Below are 21,306 nucleotides of genomic sequence, written 5' to 3' on the forward strand. Positions count from 1 at the left end.
GCTACACGGGGGGCGGAGCCTCACGCTCCCAGTGGCGGCGGGTGATGGACTCGGCGAAGAGCTGGCCGAAGCCCTTCGTCTCCACCTTCGCGCTGCGGACGACGCCGCGCGTGGCGTCCAGGCCCTTGCTCGGCGGCGCCCCCAGGTCGCGCACGCCCGCGGCGTCCAGCAGGGTGTTGGCGTCCGCGGAGAGCGCCAGCGCCTTGCAGTGCACGTAGGCCTCGCGCACGAAGTCCACCGCCAGCGGCACGCGCCGCAGGGCCGAGACGCTCTTCTCTCCACCGGGCACGTAGACGGCGTCGTACATGACGGAGGACGCCGTGGAGAAGGTCCGCAGGGGCCGCTCCTCCCGGCCTTCCTGGCTCGTCACCGGGCTCAGCGTGGGGCCCACCAGCTCCAGCGTCGCGCCGCGCTCCTCCAGCACCTTGCGCACGCCGTCCAGCTCCTTGCCGGCGAACCCGTCCGATACCAGGGCCGCGATCTTCCGCGTCCGGATGGAGTCATGCGGCGAGTTCTCCATGCTCAGCGCGGGGGACACTTCCACCGAGGGCGCCATCTTCTTGGCCGCGGCCTTGGAAGGCTTGGGGGGCCTGGTCGCCTTCGGCGGCGTGACGCCCACGGCGCGCGCCACGCGCACGGCCAGCTCCGGGTCCACGTTCACCAGAATCTGGTTCACCACGCGCTCGCGAATCTCCACGCGCTCCACCTTGCCAACCTCGAACTCGAGCGCGGCCACGAGGTGCTCCTGCTCCGGCTTCGACAGGCTCTTGTAGAAGAGGGTGGCCTGGCTGAAGTGGTCGCTGAAGCTGCCGCTGCGCGCGCGAATCGTGTGGCCCTCCACGCGCTCCTGGGTGTGGCGGAAGGCGCTCGCGGGGTTCGCCAGCGCCGGGCAGCCGCCGCCCAGGGAGTTGGGGTGGTAGTTGGCGCGCGACGTGGGGATGGTCTGCCGCCCGAAGCCGTCCTGCTGGTGGTTGGTGACGGGGCACACCGGTTTGTTGATGGGCAGCTCCGCGAAGTTGGGCCCGCCCAGCCGCGTGAGCTGCGTGTCCAGGTACGAGAAGAGCCGCGCCTGCATCAGCGGGTCATTGGTGAAGTCGATGCCGGGGACGATGTTGGCCACGCAGAAGGCCACCTGCTCCGTCTCCGCGAAGAAGTTGTCCGGGTTGCGGTTGAGCGTCAACTTGCCCACGCGCTGCACTGGCACCAGCTCTTCGGGGAGCAGCTTGGTGGCGTCCAGCAGGTCGAAGCCGTACTTGAGCTCTTCGCCTTCGGGGATGATTTGCAGCCCCAGTTCGTACTCGGGGAAGTCACCGCGCTCGATGGACTCCCAGAGGTCGCGGCGGTGGAAGTCCGGGTCCTTGCCGGACAGCTTCTGGGCCTCGTCCCACACGAGCGCGTGATTACCCAGCAGCGGCTTCCAGTGGAACTTGACCAGGCTCGCCTTGCCAGCCGCGTTGACCAGCCGGAAGGTGTGGACGCCGAAGCCCTCCATCATCCGGAAGCTGCGCGGAATGGCGCGGTCCGACATCAGCCACATGATCATGTGCGTCGTCTCGGGGACGAGCGAGACGAAGTCCCAGAGCGAGTCATGCGCCGAGGACGCCTGGGGGATTTCGTTGTGCGGCTCGGGTTTGACCGCGTGGACGAAGTCCGGGAACTTGATGCCGTCCTGGATGAAGAAGACGGGCATGTTGTTGCCCACCAGGTCGAAGTTGCCTTCCTCCGTATAGAACTTGGTGGCGAAGCCACGCACGTCACGCACGGTGTCCGCCGAACCACGTGAGCCGCCCACGGTGGAGAAGCGCACGAACACCGGCGTGCGCAGGGACGGGTCGGTGAGGAAGCGGGCCTGGGTGTACTTCTCCAGCGGCTTGTAGACCTGGAAGTAACCGTGGGCGCCCGCGCCACGCGCGTGGACGGCGCGCTCCGGGATGCGCTCGTGGTCGAAGCGCATCATCTTCTCCCGGAAGTGGAAGTCCTCCAGGAGCGTGGGACCGCGGATGCCGGCCTTCAGCGAGTTGTCCGTGTCCGAGATGGGAATGCCCTGGTCCGTGGTGAGGACCTTTCCCACCGCATGCATCCGGTGGGGCTCGAGGCTTTCGCTCTTGAGCGTGGTGGGCCGGGTCTTCGCCGAGGGCTTGCGCAGTTTCATGGGAGCCTGTCGCCAACGAGAGTGGTGAAGGCGCCGTCTACGCTGGCCGCGTCCCCCCTGGGGCCACGAGGCTTGGGGGGACGTCGGCGAGTCGGCACTCGCGCGCGTGGCAGTGTCCACCACTGCGCGCTCGGACCTCGTGGCGTCAGGCGTGCATCACGGCACGGCGGGCGCGGCCACGGCGGGAGCGCCTTCCCCGGCCGGCGCAGCAGCAGCGGCGGCCTCGGTCTCCGCGCGAGCCTTCTCTTCCGCGACGCGCGCGGCCTCGGCCTCCGCGCGCTTCTTCGCGTCGGCCACGGCGACGTCCTTCATGGTCGCCAAGCCCTTCTCGAAGTCCTTCCCAATCAGGGCCTCCATGTCCATGAACAGGCTCATCGCCTTGCTCATGAAGTTGTTCTCGCCGGACATGGCCCAGACGACCTGGGTGCCGCCCTCCGCGGCGCTGAAGGCGAAGGTGGAGGTGTTGGTGGCGGCGAAGGGCTTGATGAACTCCAGCTTGATGGTGACCTGCTCGTTGGCCTTGCTGTCGGTGATGGTCATCCGGCCCTCACCGACCTGGTCATTGCCCACCCAGGCGTAGCCCGCGCCCGTGCCTGACTCCGGGCCGGAGTAGGTGCGCTGCTGCTGCGGGTCCAGACCGTCCCAGGGGGACCACTCCGCCCAGCGACGGAAGTCACTCACCAGCGCGAAGGCGATGTCCGCGGACACGGGGAGCACCGCGGTGCGCTGATAGGTGAATGTGTCGGGACGGGTGACGACGAAGCCGACGAACAGCAGGATGACGGCGGCGAGGCCGACGAGAATCTTCTTGAGCATGGGGAGTGGGTCCTCGGGAGGCGGCCTGGGATGGCCGCGCTCCTGGCGCGCGTCTTAAAGCGTGTCCGGCGCCCCACGCAACCCACGCACAGCACAACGACTACGACGGAGATTGGTTGTGGCTCAGCATTCCGGAAGGCCCACGCTCAGGTTGGCCACCTCCAGCACGTTGGCGGCCAGCCCCCCTCGCGCCGTCTCCTTGTACTTGTCCTTCATGTCGCGGCCGGTGTCGCGCATCGTCCGGATGACCTTGTCCAGGCTGACGAAGTGGCGCCCGTCGCCGTGGAGGGCCATGCGCGTGGCGTTGATGGCCTTCACGGAGGCCATGGCGTTGCGCTCGATGCATGGCACCTGCACCAGTCCGCCGATGGGGTCGCAGGTGAGGCCCAGGTTGTGCTCCATGGCGATCTCCGCCGCGTTCTCCACCTGGAGCGGCGTGCCCCCCATGACCTCCGTGAGCGCGCCCGCGGCCATGGAGCAGGCGCTGCCGACTTCACCCTGGCAGCCCACCTCCGCGCCGCTGATGGAGGCGTTCTCCTTGTAGAGCACGCCAATGGCGCCGGCGGTGAGCAGGAAGCGCACCACGCCGTCCTCGTTCGCGCCGGGCACGAAGCGCCAGTAGTAGTGCAGGACGGCGGGGATGATGCCCGCGGCGCCGTTGGTGGGCGCGGTGACGACGCGGCCTCCCGCCGCGTTCTCCTCGTTGACGGCCAGGGCGTAGAGGTTCACCCAGTCCAGCACGGTGAGCGGGTTGGTGAGGCCGGCCTCGGGACGGCTGATGAGCTTCTGGTACATGCCCGCGGCGCGGCGCTCCACCTTGAGGCCACCAGGGAGGATGCCACCGCTGGTGCAGCCACGGCGCACGCAGGCCTGCATCACGTCCCAGACGCGCAGCAGCCCGGCGCGAATCTCCGCCTCGTCGCGCCAGGTCTTCTCGTTGGCGAGCATGAGCGAGCTGAAGCTCATGCGCTCGCGCTCGCAGTGGGCCAGCAGCTCGGCGGCGGACTGGAAGGGGAAGGGAAGCGGCGTGGTGTCCTTGCTCAGCGGGTCCTTGCCCGCGGCGGCGGCGGACTCGTCGACGATGAATCCGCCACCCACGGAGTAGTAGGCGGCCGACGCCAGCTCCGCGCCGTCCGCGCCGGAGGCGGTGAAGCGCATGCCGTTGGGATGGAAGGGCAGCGAGCGGCGGCGGTGCATGACCAGGTGCTCGCCGTCTCGGAACGTCACCTCGCGCTGACCGAGCAGCGCCACGCGGCCTTCCGCGCGCCAGCGGGAAATGATGGCGGGCACGGCCTCCACGTCCACGGCCTCCGGTGTCTCGCCCATCAGGCCCAGCACCACGGCCTTGTCGCTGCCGTGGCCCTTGCCCGTCGCGCCCAGCGAGCCGAACAGCTCCACCTTGAGCCGGGTGAGCCGCTCCAGAACGCCCGTGTCCGCCAGCTTCCGAGCGAACATGCGCGCTGCTCGCATGGGCCCGACGGTGTGCGAGCTGGAGGGTCCGATTCCAATCTTGAAGAGGTCGAAGACGCTGACGGCCATGGCGAGCGCAACATGCCACGTTTCCAGTTCCGTCCCAGTGCCCCTCCGCCGAAGCGCATGTCACCGCGTGGACGGATGAACGTCATTGGACGTCCAACGAGCGCGGGCGGGTCGCACTCCAGGCGAGCGTCCTCAGTGCCGTGCGCGTGTGATGCGCAAGACGCGGTGCGTTGTCTGGCCCGCTGCGTCGAAGCGGCGGGCTCAAACGACGGCGCGCCGCGGGCGCTGAAAGCGTGCGTGAGTCGCTGACGCCAAAGACACGAAGGGCCGGGAAGACGTCCGTGGGACGCCGGCTCCCGGCCCTCGTGCTGACGGATGGCTACTGGTCGTCGCAGGGCGTGCCCAGGCGGGCGCCTTCGTACACGCCGAGCTCGTTGTAGATGAGCGGCAGGTTCTCATCCACGGGCACCTGGCGCAGCTCCAGGCGGCGCTTGGTGTTTTCAATCCACATGGCGGGCTTCGCCTTGTCGAGCAGCAGGCGGAGGTCACCGCGCTTGGTGGAGAAGATTTCGCCTTCGGAGTCGGAGATGACGTTGGTCATCTTCTGGGCCTTCAGGTTGCCGCGCGGCCCGATGAAGACGCGGTAGTTCTTCTTCTCCGCTTCGTGGAAGCCACGGTCCACGAAGTAGTAGGCGCCCTTGGTGTCACGCAGCAGCGCGTAGGGCACGAACTTCTGCGGGTTGGGGTGGAAGGTGGCCTTGCGCAGCAGCTCCGCGGCCGGCTCGCCATCCAGCATGGTGAGGGGAATCTTCTTCTCACCGCAGGTCAGGGAGCAGGTGCGCTCCTTGCGGTCAATCTCCACGCTCGACATCACCCGCCAGTCGATGCCGCGGAAGTTGGGGTTCGCGCCCTTGTTGAAGAAGCGCGGGTCCAGGAAGGACGTGGCCGACGTGTAGGGGCCGGGGCGGGGCACCTGGACGAACTGCTTCTCATCGCCGTAGTAGAGGACGGCGTTGGTGTCCTCGTCGTCGGGCGTGAGTGCCACGAAGTGGCCCTTGCCGTCGGTGCACACCGACGTGGCCTCCAACATCATCTTCTCGCCGAGGTTGGACTCCTTGCCCCAGGGGGGCTGGATGGGCTCGGCCGCCATGGCGGCGGTACACGCGAAAGACATCGCCGCGAGGGCGAAACGCTGGAATCGCATCGTGAAGGCTCCGACTACAGGTTCTGCTTGAAGTACTTGGTGGCGAACTTGTCCTGATTGGAGGCGTCGCGGGAGGTCGTCCAGATGACGCGGTCCGCCTCAATCTTGGGCTCCAGCGCGGAGCCGAAGCGGCAGCTGACCTGCTTCACCTTCTCCTGGATGGTCTGCTTCGCGATGGCGGACGCCGTACACAGCTCCTTGAGGCTGGTCAGCGGGGTGCCACAGAAGCTGGAGATGCTCAGCTCCTTGAGGTGGTCCTCGTTGATGCTGCTCCAGTCGATGCGGGCGGCCACGGACGTGCCACACGCGTTGTTCATCTCCTGGAGGGTGGCGGCAAGTTCCTTGTTGTGGCCGGACTCCTCTCCCTTGCGGTCGAAGGCCATCAGCTTCGCCAGGGTGCCGTCCTTCATCTGCTTCTGGTGCTGCGCGTAGACCTCCTCCGGCTTCAGCGCGGCGGTCTTCTTCTCGTCATAGGCCAGGCGGATGGGGCGCTGGCGGCCGGGCACGTAGAGCTCGTACTTCGTGTCGCGTACGTGCAGGGCCGTGTACTTCCGCCCGTGCCACTGGGTGCTGTAGTTGAACTGCTCGGTGCTGCGGGTGCTCCAGTCGTTCTGCTCGTAGGGGAACACCAGGCCGTCGAACTCCGAGCCCGTGCCCTTCACGCGCAGGATGAACTTCTTGTCGGAACGGGGCGTGAGCGGCACCACGGCCACCTCTTCGCCCTCCGTACCGGAGTACACCTTGCCAGCTTCCACCGGCGCGGCGGCCAGGGCGTGCGACGCCCCCAGCGCGACTGCCGTGACAATCACTGCGACCATGTTTCTCAAGCGAATCACCTCGTGTTGCATGAGGGCCCCCCAACCCGGATGGCCCGCTGTTTCAGAGCTCGATGTCGTGCTTCTGGCAGAACTTCTTGACCTTGGCACGCTCCGCTGACGCGACCTTGGGCCACTCGCTGACCGCACCGCCCAGGTCCTTCTGCTGGCAGTAGGCGCGGGTGAGCAGTGAATACGCCGCCATGGAGCGCTTCGTGCGCTGGCTGCTGCGCGCCAGCGCGATGGCGCGGCTGGCGTCACCCGAGGCCAACGCGCTTTCTCCTTCCGTCAACAGCTTGCGGACCTGCTCGGGCAGTTCTTCCTTGGGCTCGGGGCGCGTCACCGGGCGCGAAGGCGGCTTGTCGGGCGGGGTGACAGTGGCCACCACCACCTGCTGCGCGTTCTCTGTGTCCGGCGGAGTCTGCGTGCCATTGGCCTGTTCAGTGCCGTTTGCCTGCTGCATGCCGTTTGCCTGCTGGCCGTTGGGCTGCTGCGCATCGTTGGCCTGCTGCGTGTCGTTGGCCTGCTGCGTGCCGTTGGTCTGCTGTTCGTCCTGGGGCATGCGGGTGTCCGCCACGGGCGTCGTGGGAGAGCCCGTGCCGGAGGTGCCACCCTTCATCCACCAGACGAGTCCCACGCTGGAGGCCAGCAGGACCGCCGCGGTGGCGCCGACGAATGCACCGCGCCCCTTTGCCGCGGGGGGCGGTGAGACGGGCGTGGACGGGGCGGACAACAGCGCCGCGGCGGCAGGGGCCTCGGTGGCGCCCGGGACGGGCACGGGAACACTCACGGCCGTGTGGTGCTGAGCGGGGCGTTCCGGCGCGGGAATGGCCGGAAGCTGCTTCGAGATGAGCGTGGGCTCCAGGCCAGGTGGGTCGATGAGCGATGCGGCGGACAACTGCGCCACGCCCATCTGCCCCGTGGCGGATGCGCTGAAGCCCTGCTGGCCGGTGCCGGGTGCCATCGTGGAATCGAAGCCCTCGCGGCCCGTGTCCGGAGCCACCTTCAGGCTTCCAGGCGGCACGGTGGCGGACAGCGAGGCCGGGCCCGTGGAGGGCAGCGCGATTCCGGACGCCGGGGCCTGGGGACGCGGGGCGGGCTGGTTGCCCGCGGTGGTGGACAGCGAGTGCAGCGGCGTGCCCGTCAGGTCCTCGATGAACGAGGAGACGTCTGGGTAGCGCTCGTCCACGCTCTTGGCGAGCGCGCGCATCACCGCGGAGATGGCCTCCGGCGTGGCCTCGGGACAGAGCGGGGCCAGGGGCTCGGGCGGCTCATAGACGACGCGGAAGATCATCTGCGCGAGGCTGCCTGAGCCGAACACGGGCTTGCCGGCCATCATCTCGTAGACGATGCACCCCAGCGCGAAGACGTCCGTGCGCGCGTCGATGTCCCGGTTCTTCCCCTGGGCCTGCTCCGGTGACATGTACTGAGGCGTCCCGATGATGGTCGCCTCCTGCGTCTGCACCGTCGTGGAGCTGAGGACCTTGGAGATGCCGAAGTCGAGCAGCTTCACGCGCTCGCCCACCACGCCACCGGAGTCGGTGGGCACCAGGAACACGTTGGCTGGCTTCAGGTCGCGGTGGATGACACCCGCGCCGTGCGCCGCCTGGAGCGCCGAGCCCATCTGCCGGGTGAAGGAGACCACGTCCTCCATGGGCAGGCGTCCCCGCGCCAGGCGCTCCTGGAGGCTCTCGCCGCGCAGGTACTCCAGCACCAGGAACGGGTTGCCGTTCTCCAGGGTGTCGTAGTCGAGCACCTCGACGATGTTGGGGTGGCCCAGCCGCGAGGCAATCTCCGCCTCTCGGCGGAAGCGCGCGAAGATTTCGGGCGTCAGGTGGTCGCCGCCACGCAGCACCTTGACCGCCACCTGCTTGCCGGGAAGCCGCAGGTGTTGGGCCAGGTACACCGAGCCCATTCCTCCCCGTCCCAGCAGGGAGACAATCCTGTACGTATTCCGCAGGACCTCATCAATTCGGAGGTCACCGTCAGCGGGTAGGGTCATGGGGCTGGGACTCTCAGGCAGGGCATTCCGGGGAAACTTCGCCCATTCCATCCTCCCACCCCCCCATGAGGCAACCCTCCTGATGTCGCAGTACACCCAGCCGGGTCGTGGCACGCGACGAGACTGTGCGTCCCACCGGCCGCCTGCTAAGGAGGCGGGCGTATGCCGAAGGCCAAGACTCCCAAACCCCCGGACTCACTCGAAGTCCGTGTGCGCCGCATCCACAGGCGGGACCTGAACCGGACCTGGGAGTTCCTCAAGCTCGTCTTCCGGGACGTGAACCGGGAGACGGTGGAGTACCAGCGCCCTCGCTCCAAGCGGCGATTCCTGGAGGTCTACACCTCCGAGTGGATCGAACAGCTCCTCTATGAGGTGGACGGTAGCATCGTCGGCTACTCGGAGTGCGCCTTCGAGGCCACCGGGGACGATAACTGGGTGAACCCCCGCTGGTTCGAGAAGCGGGGCATGCGGCCGCTCTTCGTGGAGGAGCTGGCGGTGCACCCGGACTACCAGGGGCGGGGCGTGGGCAGCTTCATGTTGGATCAGCTCCAGCACCTGGCCCGGACGCGGGGCTGCACGCACCTGGTCCTGGAGGTGGCGGAGAACAACGAGTCCGCGCTGACGTGGTACCGGACGCGGAGCTTCTACAAGCTGGATGCCGCCATCTTCATGGCGCAGAAGGTGCCCGGCGAACCGGACCTGCTGCCGCCGCGCCGGTTGAAGCGCCGGCAGAAGCCCACCGCGGAGGCGGGGGCGCCCTCGACGGGCCCCATGCCGGAGACCGCGCCCACCCGGGCCGCGGCACGCAAGGGGCGCGCGCCCGCGGCGAGGAAGAAGAGCAGCTGAGGCTGCTCAAGCTTCGAACGAGGCCGCCGCCCGGGACTCCGAGCGGCGGCACGCCACGACACAGGACTTCGGTGTCGTTCAGGCGGGCTGAGGCAGGCGGGCTGCGTCCGGTGCCAGCTCGGTGGCGACCGCCGTCGTCGCGGTGAGCGCGGGCTGTGGCGCGGGCGCGCTGATGGACTCGCCCACCGTCTCGCCGTGCTGGCTCAGGTCCAGGCCTTCTTCCTCGTGCTCGCGGGTGACGCGCAGCGGGACGATGCGGTCCACCACCTTGTAGAGCAGGAACGAGCCGCCGAAGGAGAACACCGACACCAGCACCAGCGCCAGCATGTGCATCATGAAGGTGCGCGTCTCGCCGTGGATGAGGCCCACGTCCTTGGCCAGCACGCCCGTCAGCACCATGCCCACCACGCCGCCCAGGCCGTGGCAGGGAAAGACGTCCAGCGTGTCGTCAACGGAGGTGCGGTTCTTGAAGTGCACCGCCGCGTTGCTCACGAAGCTGGCGACCAGCCCCACGACGATGCTCTGCCCCACGGTGATGAAGCCGGCCGCGGGCGTCACCGCCACGAGGCCCACCACCGCGCCGATGCACGCACCCATGGCGCTGGGCTTGCGGCCGCGCAGCCAGTCGAAGGCAATCCATCCCAGCATCGCCGCCGCGGACGCCGTGTTGGTGGTGGCGAAGGCCAGCGTGGCCAGCGACGACGCCGACATCGCCGAGCCCGCGTTGAAGCCGAACCAGCCGAACCACAGCATGCCCGTGCCCAGCATCACGAAGGGGATGTTGGCGGGCGCGTGCGTCGTGTTCTCCACGTGCACCTTGCGGCGGCCCAGCACCAGCGCGCCAGCCAGCGCCGCGAAGCCCGCGGACATGTGCACCACCGTGCCGCCCGCGAAGTCGAGCACGCCCCACTGACGGAGGAAGCCCTCCGGGTGCCACGTCCAGTGCGCCAGCGGCGCGTAGATGACGAGCGTGAAGAGCACCATGAAGAGCACGTATGCCTTGAAGCGCACGCGCTCCGCGAACGCGCCGGTGATGAGCGCCGGGGTGATGATGGCGAACTTGAGCTGGAACAGCGCGAACAGCATCAAGGGGATGGTGGGCGCCAGGTCCGGGTGCGTCTCACCGCCCACGCCGCTGAACATGAAGAAGGTTCGCGGGTCGCCGATGAGCCCATGGACGCTGTCGCCGAAGCACAGGCTGAAGCCCACCACCACCCAGATCAGGCTGATGACCGCCATGGCGATGAAGCTCTGCAGCAGCGTGGACACCACGTTCTTCAGCCGCACCATGCCGCCGTAGAAGAAGGACAGGCCCGGCGTCATCAACAGCACCAACGCGGTGGCGGTGAGGAGCCACGCGGTGTCCGCGGTGTCGACGGGCCCTCCTTGCTTCAACTGCGCCGCCGGTTCGACCAGCAACCCCGCCACACCCACACCCACCAGAAGGGCCATCGCCAACCACTTCTTCATTGCGCCTCCAGTTGGAAGACTGACGCAATGCAGGATGTGCCGGGTTCGCGCTAGATTCAATCCGGCTGACCTTATTTTCCGTTCGGCTAAGTTAAAGTGGTCCAGACTTGAGCTAAATTGGCGCTACCTGGCGGGCGGGGGCTCACTTCACCTGAATGCGCCCGTCCTTGATTTCCAGGTCTTCACCGCCCTTGAGGACCACGGTTCCCGCGTCCGTCTTCACGGCGCAGGGCCCGGAACCCTGGATGGTGACGGAGGCCGTCTGGCTCTTGCCGAACGTCACCGACGTCTTCACGCCGCTGCACACGACGGACCACGAGTGGTCGCGCGAATCGCGGTTGTAGTAGCGCACCGTCACCGCTGCCCACGCGGCGGAGGACGCGAACAGGGATGCAACCAGTGTCACCGCGGCGAGCTTCGTCTTCATGCCTTCTTCCCTGAGTCAGGAGCGTTGGTGCCGCGCACACTGGAGCACGGAGTTGGTGCTTGTCCATGCCTCGCGCGTGACGGCAGGCCAGGTCATACGACGCATCCCTGACAGTCGCGCGGACAGATAGATGCTTTGCCTACGTACAAAGTCGCGCTCGCGTAGCACTGACCCGGGGCGAATGATGACCGTGCGCGCCTCGCCCACTCGCGATGACGCCCTGCCCAGGGGGAGGGCTTGGACGCACGCATCAGGTAGCGACCGAACGAGGGGTTGGCGCGGGGCGCGCATCACGCCGAACAGGGGGCACACACGGAGCAGGCTCGCGAAGGGGGGCTCGTCTGTGGGCCCGGTGAATCGCGGCAGCGGGGCCCAGGCGTAGCGCTCGGAGGGATGGGCTCCACGTTGGTCTTCCCGTGCACAGTGGCGAGGCTGGCGAGGCGCTCGGCGACCACCCTGACGCCGCGGGGCTCGAAGAAGTCGTCGCCGCTCCAGCACTTCGGCTCCACGGTGAAGCCGTTGATGCCGTCGGTCCCCACTGCGCTTGAGACGAAGCAGAACAGCAATTCTCAACGGAGTCGGTGAGGCTGTATCAGCGCCGACTCCGTCGAGTGCTGGCGTCAGTGAATGGCGTCGGGGATGGTCAACGCACCGCTGACCGTGGTCGCGCTGCCTCTCGGGACATGGTCATACGCGGTCATTGGCTGTCCGGAGCGCGCATAGCCTTCCGAGCGAATCGCGTCGATGTGGAGAAAGGAGGTGCCGGGTGGAAGCATGTCCGGAGGAATGACGACGGAGGTCGCGTCCCCGGCGAGATAGATGTGGGCGCCACCCGCGCGAGTGGGGGCTCCGAGTGACACGACATAGCCATCGGGCGCGCCGTCCGCAGGCGCCTGCCAGGAGACGACCCGAGGTCCGCCGGTGAGCGTTCTCGGGAGGTAGCCGTCGGCTCCATCCACCATCAAGGCGCGGGGCGGTTGCACGAGGGGGCGAATGGGCTGGCCCGAGAGGTTCGCAACGCGGTCCACCCATGCAATCGAGCCGGTGGTGAAGAACTGATTCGCGCCGGGGGCGCGAGGAATGCGAAGGCTCACGAAAGCGCGAACCAGGACATCCCGGTTGGAGGGGTAGGGGTTGCCATAGACGAGGGTCGTCTGGACATCCTCGGCCATGGATGGTGGGCGCAACATCGCCGCGAGGATGGGCCCATTCGTGGGAACCCTCACATCCGCTTCCCCGGGGATGGTGGTGACGATGGAGAGCACGAGCGGACGCGCCTGGGCGCCTGGATGTGTTTGCTCGGCGAGCGCCTTGAAGTCGGAGACCTTCCAGTCCACGGAGAGTGATTGCGTGCTGGGCACAGCTTGGAGGCTTCCTTGGATGGGCATCAGATGGGTGCCGTCGAAGTCGAGCGGGGGAAGCTGCGCGGAACGCACCATGGAACTGTATCCGAGTGGAGTGCCACCAGGCAGCGCCTCGGCCTGTCGCGGGGCGTACTGGTGCACCCAAATCCTATCCCCGCGTTCACGTTCGAAGACTGGAACAGTGTCCGCGTTGGCAACGTTCCTCCCCGATTCGTTCCACGAGGTCTGGCCTTCGGCGAGTCCGTCAGACACCGCCAGAATCGCGGAGAAGGGAACTTCTTCGGACATGATTTCTAGCGAGGCGCCTGGCGCCTCGGGCGGCGTTGGGAAGGGGCTGTACTGCCAGGGCTCCAAGTGGGTCAGCGAGATGTCCGCATAGGCGGACGACCTGTCTTGCAGCCGAACATCAGGGCGTCCCATGAGGTTGATGCTCAGGTCCACGTCACGAGCGCGGGTGACGACGTAGTCCGTGCCCACCTTGACGTAATACGTTCCATCCGGAACGTTCGAGAAGATGAACTCTCCAGGGCCGCCGATTCTCCCCGGGATTTCGTTCAGCGAGGTTCCGTCCGCGACGAAGAGGGAGATGGGCGTCCTCTCGAAGTCCTCGGGGCGTATCTCGACTCCGCCGGGCGAGTGGTAGCGTCGCATGCGTTGGATGCGCACCTGGAGAGCCGGGTCCTCGTGCGGCCCCGCATCCGGAGAGGGGCCTGCATCCGGAGAAGGGCCCGCGTCGGGTAATGGGCCCGCGTCGGGAGGCGGAGAAGACGGCTCCGGGGCCGAGCATCCCAACGCGGTCAGGCAAAGCAATAGAGGTAATGCGAGTGAACGGCTCATTGACATGGTTCGTCCAATGAGTGCCCAGAGGCCCGGCCGCCAGCGGGAGGTGTGCGCTGTCTTGCGGCTCCTCGCTTGGAGCGAGCAGCCTGTCGACAGGCGCGGTTGTACATGGCGGTCCTGGTAATATTCCAATCAAAGAGACGAATGATGGGTGTGCAGCTTTATGCACACCCTCTCATCCGCTTCCGGCGCCCGGCCAGTTGATGATTCATCCCGACCTGGGCGGAGCTCAGCCGCCGGCGACGGCCATTCCGTCCTTCATCTCCTCCGACGCCTTCAACACGAGCACGTCTCCTGTCTCAATCGCGCCGAACACCTCGACCTTCTCGCCGGCACGCATGCCGCGCGAGACAGGCACGCGCTTCGCCGCGCCATCCTGCACCCGCAGGACGTAGGTGCCCATTCCGCTCTCCACCAGCGCCGTCCGGGGAATCATGACGGTGGGGCCCTGCGAGGAGAGCGCGATGCTCGCGTCAGCGACCATCAAGGGCAGGAGCGCCCCGTCCGGGTTGTCGACGTCCGCCTCGATTCGCTCCGCGCGGAGTGCCGCGTCGAGCGCCCCCGCCCTCCGGGTGATGCGCGCGGAGAACTCGCGCCCCGGCAGCGAGCGTATGGTGAACTTCACTGTCTCACCCACCTGGACATAGGGGCTGTACGCCTCTGGAATCGACACGTGGAGCCGAAGCTTCTGGACGGTCCGCACCACCAGCATCGGCTTGTGCGAGCCCCGGCCCGAGGGGCCCACATAGGTCCCGAGCTCCACGTTCCGTTCCGTCACGACGCCGTCGAACGGTGCCCGCATCACCAGGTAGCTCCGCATGGCCAGCAGTTCGTCGTAGTGCGCCTTGGCGGCGACCACCTGCGCGGCATCCGCCTGCTCCTTCGCCCGCGCCTGGTCAACCGCGTCGCGGGCCACGGCGCCCTCGGTCGCGCTGGTCCGCACGGTGCGCTCGTAGGTTGCCTTCGACGCGACATGGAGCGCCTCCATCGCGGCCCACCGCGCCCTGGCGGATGCGAGCTGCGCTTCAATCTCCGGCGCTTCGAGCGTCACCAGCAGGTCGCCCTTCTTGACGACGTCGCCGATATCCACTCGGAGGTGCTTCACGTAGCTGTTGACCTTCGCGTACACGTCCACCGTCTGGTTCGCGACCAGCTCGGCCGGAAGTCGCAGGGTCGACGCCAGCCGGGAGGCCTCGACCCGGAAGGTCTCAGTGGCCGCGCGCGCGGTGGATGCGGTGGCCTCCCTGGAGGGTTCCGCGGTCCGGCAGCCGCTCCCGCTCGCCAGTCCACCGAGGGTCAGCAGGATGCACCAGCGGTTCGCTCGTGTACGCATTTCAGGCAGCTTCCATGGCATGGTGTTCACTCTCCACATCGGTAGGGTCAAGAGACCGGGACGTCGTAGGGGCCGCGTCCTGCGCCCAGGCGAACGCGAGCGGCAGGCCGAACAGCACCATCAGCGTCGACGCGCTCAGGCCACCGATGACTGCTCGCGCCAGGGGGGCCATCTGGTCGCCGCCCTCCCCATGCCCGATGGCCATGGGCAGCATTCCCGCGAGCATTGCCAGCGTCGTCATCAAGATGGGGCGCACGCGCAGCGATACGCCTTCGAGCGCGGCGAGGTGCGCGTTCGCGCCCGCCTTCCGGCGCTGCTCGGCGCTGGCCACCAGCAACACGCCGTTGGCGATGGAGACACCGACGGCCATGATGATGCCCATGTAGGACTGGAGGTTGAGCGTGGAGCCGGTGAGTCGCAGCGAGATGACCGCGCCCAGCACGACGGCCGGCACCGCTGTCAGGACCACGGTGGCCAACCGGAACGACTGGAAGCTGGCCGCGAGCAGCAGGAAGACGACCAGGACCGCGACCACCAGCCCGTTGGCGAGGCTGCGCATGGTGTCGTCGAGGACGACGGAGAGTCCCGCCAATTGCACGTTGACGCCCTTGGGCAGCTCGCCCATGGACGCAATCGCCGCCTGCACGTCGCGCCGGGCCTGCGCCAGGTCCTTGCCGTGGACATTCGCGGTCACCGAGGCGAACGCCATGGTCCCCAGGTTGTGCGTCTCCCCGTACGCGATGCCAGGGGTGATGGTCGCCACGTCTCCGAGGACGGGGCGGCTCGCGTTCTTCAACAGCGGCACCTGCGCCAGGTCCTGCTCGCTGTTCAGCTCGCTCGCGGGCGTCTGGACCTGCACGTCGTAGGCGATGCCCATCATGCCCTCGACCCACATGTTCTTGGACGTGTAGCGCGAGGACGACGTGGACGCGGTCAGGGAGCGCGTGACGTCCTGCATGTCGATGCCCAGCTGGGCCGCGCGAATCCGGTCCACCTCCACGTTCAAGGCCGGGTAGCGCAGCGACTGCTGCACCTGCTGGTCTCGCAGATAGGCGATGCCCCGGAGCTTCTCGAGCAGCATCCCCGCGTATTTCTCGTTGACCTTCTTCTTCATCCCGGAGAACCGGACCTCGATGGGATACAGCGCGCCCTGACCGAGAATCTTCTCCGTGATTTCCACGGGCTCGAACGCGACCTGGACATCTGGCATCGCCTCGCGCACTCGCTGCCGGATGCGCTCCTTCAGCGCGTCGATGTCGCCGACGCCGCCCTCGAAGGCGACCTGCAGGAGCGCCTCGTGGGGGCCCGCGTTGTAGAGATAGATGGGGCTGATGGCGAACGATGAGGGGTGTTGGCCCACGTAGGCCGAGGAGATTCGGACCTTCCCGGCGCCCACGACTTCTTCGATGAGGCCCATGGCCTGGTGGACGACCTGCTCCGTCTTCTCGATTCGGGTTCCCTCCGCCGCGCGGAGCCGCAGCTGGAGTTGGCTGGAGTTGACTCGCGGCAGCACGTCCTTGCCAATGCGCTGGAGCGAGACCACCGCCAGGATGATGAGGCCTCCCACGCCGGCCGAGACGAGCAGCTTCCTGTGCGGCAGCATGCGCTCAATCACGCGGCGCACGCGCCCAGGGGGGAGGCTGGCGCCCTCACCGCCCGGGGGCGGGCCGTGCTGCTTCAGCATCCAGTTCGCCAGCACCGGCACCAGTGACTGCGAGAGCAGGAAGGAGACGACCATCGAGCACCCGATGGCCAGCGCGAGCGGCCGGAAGAGCGCCCCGGGGATTCCGCCCATCGTGAGGGCGGGCGCGAAGACAGAGAGGATGCACAGCAGGATGAGCAGCTTCGAGAAGGCGATCTCCAGGCACGCGTCCCACACCGCCACCGCCACCGCCTTGCCGCGCTGGAGGTGCTGATGGATGTTCTCGATGGTCACCGTGCTCTCGTCCACCAGGATGCCTACCGCGAGCGCCAGGCCGGCCAGGGTCATGATGTTGATGGTCTGGCCAAACAGCTTGAGGAACAGCACGCCGGAGATGATGGCGATGGGAATCGTGACGATGACGATGAGCGCGGAGCGCATGTCACGCAGGAACAGCAGGACCATCAGCCCCGTCAGCACCGCGCCGAGCACGCCCTCCGCAATCAGCCCCTTCAGGGCCCCCACGACGTAGACGGACTGGTCGAACTCGTAGGAGATGTGCACGTCGTCGGGCAGGTTGCTCTGGATTCGGGGGATGGACTCCTTGAGCTGCTGCACCACGTTCACCGTCGAGGCATTCCCCGCCTTGGCGACGTTGAGATAGACGGAGCGCTTGCCGTTCACCAGGGCGTAGCCGGTGGCGATGTCGGCTCCGTCCTTCACGGTCGCGACATCCCGGACGTAGACGTTCGCCACCGAGCCCTTGAGGAGCGGGATGTTCCCGAAGTCCTCCACGGCGCGAAGGGTGCTGTTGGTCGGCGTGATGTAGCTCATGTCACCGACGTGGACGTTCCCGGAGGGAGCTGTCACGTTCTGGCGAGCGATGGCCTCCACGACCTGTTCGGGCGTGAGGTTGTGCACGCGCAGCTTCTCCGGCTCGATGTTGATTTCAATCGTGCGCGGGCTGCCGCCGAACGGGGGCGCCGTCGTGAGGCCGGGGATGGAGATGAGGAACGGCCGTGCGGTGAAGTTGGCGATGTCCTGGAGCTGGTTGTTGGTCTTGCTCTCGCTGCGGAACACCAGCTGCCCCACCGGCTGCGACGAGGCATCGAAGCGGATGATGAAGGGGGGCGGCGCGCCGGGGGGCAGGAAAACCTGGGAGCGATTCGAGAGCGCGTTGATCTCCGCGACCGCTTGCCCCATGTCGGTGCCTTCGTAGAACGAGAGCTTCATCAGGGTCAGGCCCTGGGAGTTCTTCGTCTCGATGTTCTTGATGCCGTTCGTGAACAGCATCATGTTCACGTACATCTTCGTGAAATACCCCTCCATCTGTGCCGGCGTATACCCGTTGAAGGTATGCGCGATGTAGACGACCGGGAGGTTCATCTCCGGCAGGACGTCGACCTTGATGTCTCCGGCCGCACGCACACCGAAGAAGACCATGGCGACGACCAGCACGAGGACGGTGACGGGCCTTCGTAGGGAGACCTTCAGGATGCTCATTGCTTCTTCACTCCACGGACCTGCTGCAGGAATTCGTTGAGGTCACCGGTCGCGGCAGACTTGAGGAGGAGGGCTTGCCAGATGCCGTTCTGGGCGACCTCGAGGTCGACCTCTCCCCGGGTCGCGGAGAAGGTCGCCTGGGTGAGCTCGACAATCGTCCCGAGCCCGCTGTCGTAGCGGGCCTTGCTCTGCCGGAACCCCTCCTCGGCGGCGTCCCGCTGCAACACGGCGTGGTGGCTCACCTCTCGCGCCAGGGTGAACTTGTGCTCGGCGAAGCGCGCCTGGGCAACCAGCTCCTGGGTGGCCAGCTCCTGCTCCTGGCGGAGCGCGCGGGTGCGCGCGTCCCGCGCTGCCTCGCTGGAGAAGCTGCGCAGCACGGAGGCCAGGTTCCAGCTCAACCCCAACCCGACAAGGGTGTTGCCCCGGTCGATGCCGACCCCGTTGAGGTACCCGCTCGAGAACGCGCCCGGGTCCTGCGCGTAGTTGGAGCGAAAGCCCGAGCCGCGCCCCTGCAACATGCCGAAGGCGAAGAGCGTGGGCAGGCGCTCGGCCGCGGCCACCTTCTTCTCCTGCTCACCGCGGAGGACCTGCCCTTCGTGCACCGCGAGGACGGGATGCCCGGGCGCGACGTGCGCTGGCGCGCCGGGCTCGGGCGTCGACTGGTGGAACGTCGGCTCGAGCTGGAACTCGCGAAACGGAACGCCCATCAGGACCGCAAGCTCCTTCGACGCCAGGAGCTCGGCGTCATAGGCCTTGAGCTGGAGGGACCTGGCGCTGGCGAGTTCGGCGCGCGCGAAGGAGACATCCACCCCGGGGACCAATCCGTTCTCGGCGTGGCTCTGGACGGACTCGAGCACGACCCCGAAGCGAGCCACGCTCTGCTTCTGGATGTGGGTGATGCGCTGAGCAGTCGATAGGTTGAGGTACGCGTGGGCGACGCGAACCCCATGCTGGAACCGCGCGAGCTCGAGCTCGCGCTGTTTCAGTTCGTGCGTCCTCTCCGACAGCTCAATCTGCCGGTCGAGACGGCCGAAGGTGGAGACGTTCCAGTGGACGAGCACCGAGTACAAGGCGCCGAATGCCGCGTTCCAGTTCTGCTCCGGCAACGCGAGACTGGTTGATGCATTGGAGGGGCCGCCAGGATGATAGAGCGTCCCATGCAGAGCATTCACGGTGCCGAACGTCTGCTGCGCCGATAGCACGACGTCGGGGAGATAGCTCTTCCGGGTGTATGACACATCATGCTCGGCCGCGTCGCGACGAGACTGCTTCGCGCGGAGGTCGCCGTAGTTGTGCAGCGCGGTGTCCAATGACTCGCGCAGGGTCAGCGTTTGAGCCGAGGCTTCGGCCGGAGATAAGGCAAAGGCGAGCACGGCGCCGAAGCCTGAAATGGCGGCGGCGCCACGCGAGAGCAATGCAAACCCGTACACGACATCTCCTTGGTGATTCACGCACAGCGACGAGGTGCGCCGAGCCTGCCGTCCGCGGATGCGTGCGAGCGAACTGGCTGACTCGACGCGTTCCTAGGCGCGTCAGGTGTGGAGCGTGACACCTTGAGAGTCGTTGGGGGCCGACGGGGGCTGGCCTTACCGGGACGTCCCCGCGGCCTGACGCGCGTAGGCGGCGAAGGTCTGGTCGTTCTCGAAGTAGAGCGCGGTGTTGTCCTGGGTGATGCCGATGACGGCCGTCGCCTTGTCCACGGGCCGCTGACTCACCGGGTCCGTCGCGGTCCGGAACGTCGCGTCATTCGCGAGCCGGTCCTTGCACATCTCGCAACAGCCGTAATACGTGCGCCCGCTGACCTCGACCGGTATCTGTGGCTGCCCCATGTGCTGGTCGTTCACCATGCAGACAAGGCTGCGGTCCGTGACGAGGGTGAGGTGACCTTGCTGCCCCGCACCCTGTTCAAGGACTGGAGATGCTGGCGTCACCTTCATGGTGGGCGCTGCCTGCTGCTTACAGGCCCCGGCGAGCATCATCAGTCCCACTGCAGTCCAGATACTGGCTCTCATCGTCATGTCTCCCTGTGGAGGGTCTCCGCCAAGCCGGAGTTCACGATTCTCGAGCGGCCGAACGCCTCATGACCCGGCGGCGCCCCGCGCTCCGAGGAAATTCTGGGCGACGGTGCGAGTCCGCGCATCGGCGAGCGTTCGAGAATCAGATGCGTTTGTTCAGGAGTCTCTCTGGCCGAACGCGCGACGCAAGAGGCCAGGAACAATCCCTGCTCCGAAGCCCATGCCAAGCCCGACGATACCCGATGCGCCCATGCACGCGCAGCCCATGGCGCCGGTCAGTAGCGCGAGCCCGGAGGCGGAGACCCAGAACCAGGGGCCTGCGCGACGCTGGAGGCTGACCCCCGACACGGCCATGCCCGCGACCACACCGCCGAGCACACACGCGGGGATGCACAGGTAGGAGCAGTTGGCTGTGCCACAGGTGTGGATGGCGCCGGTGCCGAGCGCGAGGGCGAGCGGGACGAGTCCCGCGATGACGCCAGGCAGGAACGCCTTCTGCGCATCGCGGCCATGCCAGAGCATCAGCGCACCCGTCAGCACGGTCGCCAGGCCGAACGTGAGCGGTGGCGCGGGCCGGCTCGCGAGAAGGGCGGCAATCGCGCTGATGACGACAATCGGGAGCACGCCCACGAGCGCGCGTCGCAGCCTCGCGAGCTCGTAGGTCCGGCGCACCCGTCGTTGAAGCCGTTGGAGGTCAGTCGAGCCCATAGAGCCTCCTGAAAGTCGTTCGGAGCCGGTCCAGTGCGCGCTCACGGCGCTTTCGCAGCGTGGCGCCAGAGACCGACGCGGCCTCGTCCCAGAACGTGGCGATGAGCACCTCGCGGTCCAACTCCGAGAGCTCTCCCAGGGCGGCTATCGCGGCGGCGGTCAGGTCCCGCTGGAGGAACTCCTCCTCCGCGTGAGGTCCGGCGCACGAGGGCATGGCGTCCTCGTGGGATTCGCGCCGGCGAGCTCGGCGGCGCGCCAGGGTCCGGCACTCCCAGCCCGCGATGGCGAGGGCCCAGGGCATCGCCGGACGGGTCTTGTCGAAGTCGGAGGCGCGTTCGAGAATCTTGTGCATCGCTTCCTGGCCGGCGTCAGCGGCGTCTGCTTCGTTCCTGAGCAGGCTCAGGCATAGCTTCTGGATGGGGTCCCAGAGCAACTCGAAGACACGCGTGAACGCGCCCCGGTCGCCCTCGGCGAGCCGTGCCATCAGCGCATCGAGTTCGGAGACCGTGCGCACGCTCATGCTGAAGGCTTCCGGTTCAGGCCCGTACCTCGAGGGAAATCACGCTGCTCCCCAGTGAAGCGTTCAACCCAGCGGCATCGGGGCACGAGCAGGAGCCCTCCGGCCCGTGCAAACGACCTGTTCCTGCTCCGGCGCGAAGTCAACAGCGGTATGCATCAAGAAGGTTCCCT

General features: G+C 67.3%; 16 protein-coding genes. 1 reads left to right on the forward strand and 15 read right to left on the reverse strand.

Annotated features, from left to right (window positions below; translation table 11 throughout):
• Window position 1: 1 nt before the first annotated feature.
• The 6 genes from HNV26_RS09975 to HNV26_RS10000 all read right to left on the reverse strand — a co-directional run bounded on the left by HNV26_RS09975 (window position 2) and on the right by HNV26_RS10000 (window position 8,468).
• Window positions 2-2,152 (reverse strand): catalase, encoded by a 2,151-nt coding sequence (locus HNV26_RS09975; RefSeq protein WP_171441346.1) that lies wholly within the window; start codon window positions 2,150-2,152, stop codon window positions 2-4.
• Between the two features lie 156 nt (window positions 2,153-2,308).
• Window positions 2,309-2,968 (reverse strand): SRPBCC family protein, encoded by a 660-nt coding sequence (locus HNV26_RS09980; protein WP_171441347.1) that lies wholly within the window; start codon window positions 2,966-2,968, stop codon window positions 2,309-2,311.
• 123 nt (window positions 2,969-3,091) lie between these two features.
• The gene (locus tag HNV26_RS09985; RefSeq protein ID WP_090493423.1) at window positions 3,092-4,507 is read right to left on the reverse strand and encodes an L-serine ammonia-lyase; all 1,416 of its coding nucleotides are present in this window, start codon (window positions 4,505-4,507) and stop codon (window positions 3,092-3,094) included.
• Between the two features lie 319 nt (window positions 4,508-4,826).
• Entirely contained in the window at window positions 4,827-5,651 is an 825-nt protein-coding gene (locus tag HNV26_RS09990) for a hypothetical protein (protein WP_171441348.1), read from the reverse strand.
• A 14-nt stretch (window positions 5,652-5,665) separates the two neighbouring features.
• Window positions 5,666-6,469: a hypothetical protein gene (locus HNV26_RS09995; RefSeq protein WP_253816402.1), complete on the reverse strand. Its 804-nt coding sequence runs from the start codon at window positions 6,467-6,469 to the stop codon at window positions 5,666-5,668.
• Between the two features lie 61 nt (window positions 6,470-6,530).
• Complete coding sequence (locus HNV26_RS10000; protein ID WP_171441350.1) at window positions 6,531-8,468, reverse strand: serine/threonine-protein kinase; 1,938 nt, start codon at window positions 8,466-8,468, stop codon at window positions 6,531-6,533.
• A 162-nt stretch (window positions 8,469-8,630) separates the two neighbouring features.
• Here HNV26_RS10000 and HNV26_RS10005 point away from each other — a divergent pair, with 162 nt between their 5' ends.
• Window positions 8,631-9,314: a GNAT family N-acetyltransferase gene (locus HNV26_RS10005; protein ID WP_171441351.1), complete on the forward strand. Its 684-nt coding sequence runs from the start codon at window positions 8,631-8,633 to the stop codon at window positions 9,312-9,314.
• Window positions 9,315-9,392: 78 nt separating this feature from the next.
• Here the strand turns inward: HNV26_RS10005 and HNV26_RS10010 are convergent, their stop codons facing one another.
• The 9 genes from HNV26_RS10010 to HNV26_RS10050 all read right to left on the reverse strand — a co-directional run bounded on the left by HNV26_RS10010 (window position 9,393) and on the right by HNV26_RS10050 (window position 21,136).
• Window positions 9,393-10,784, reverse strand: coding sequence for an ammonium transporter (locus HNV26_RS10010; protein ID WP_171441352.1), 1,392 nt, complete (start codon window positions 10,782-10,784; stop codon window positions 9,393-9,395).
• Window positions 10,785-10,926: 142 nt separating this feature from the next.
• On the reverse strand, window positions 10,927-11,211 hold the full coding sequence (locus tag HNV26_RS10015; protein ID WP_171441353.1) for a hypothetical protein: 285 nt from the start codon (window positions 11,209-11,211) through the stop codon (window positions 10,927-10,929).
• Window positions 11,212-11,831: 620 nt separating this feature from the next.
• Complete coding sequence (locus tag HNV26_RS10020) at window positions 11,832-13,226, reverse strand: hypothetical protein (protein WP_253816403.1); 1,395 nt, start codon at window positions 13,224-13,226, stop codon at window positions 11,832-11,834.
• A gap of 418 nt (window positions 13,227-13,644) precedes the next feature.
• Window positions 13,645-14,748: an efflux RND transporter periplasmic adaptor subunit gene (locus HNV26_RS10025; protein WP_171441354.1), complete on the reverse strand. Its 1,104-nt coding sequence runs from the start codon at window positions 14,746-14,748 to the stop codon at window positions 13,645-13,647.
• A 1-nt stretch (window position 14,749) separates the two neighbouring features.
• Window positions 14,750-17,893 (reverse strand): efflux RND transporter permease subunit, encoded by a 3,144-nt coding sequence (locus tag HNV26_RS10030; protein ID WP_171441355.1) that lies wholly within the window; start codon window positions 17,891-17,893, stop codon window positions 14,750-14,752.
• Window positions 17,890-19,323, reverse strand: coding sequence for a TolC family protein (locus HNV26_RS10035; protein WP_366816825.1), 1,434 nt, complete (start codon window positions 19,321-19,323; stop codon window positions 17,890-17,892). Before HNV26_RS10035 ends, HNV26_RS10030 begins: the two co-directional genes overlap by 4 nt.
• Window positions 19,324-19,479: 156 nt before the next feature.
• A complete protein-coding gene (locus HNV26_RS10040; protein ID WP_253816404.1) occupies window positions 19,480-19,905 on the reverse strand; it encodes a hypothetical protein in 426 nt (141 codons plus the stop codon).
• A 159-nt stretch (window positions 19,906-20,064) separates the two neighbouring features.
• Entirely contained in the window at window positions 20,065-20,616 is a 552-nt protein-coding gene (locus tag HNV26_RS10045) for a hypothetical protein (RefSeq protein WP_171441356.1), read from the reverse strand.
• Window positions 20,603-21,136 (reverse strand): RNA polymerase sigma factor, encoded by a 534-nt coding sequence (locus tag HNV26_RS10050; RefSeq protein WP_171441357.1) that lies wholly within the window; start codon window positions 21,134-21,136, stop codon window positions 20,603-20,605. Before HNV26_RS10050 ends, HNV26_RS10045 begins: the two co-directional genes overlap by 14 nt.
• Between the last annotated feature and the right edge of the window lie 170 nt (window positions 21,137-21,306).

It is taken from the genome of Myxococcus xanthus (assembly GCF_013116825.1).
In the GTDB taxonomy this organism is placed as follows: Bacteria; Myxococcota; Myxococcia; order Myxococcales; family Myxococcaceae; genus Myxococcus; species Myxococcus xanthus_B.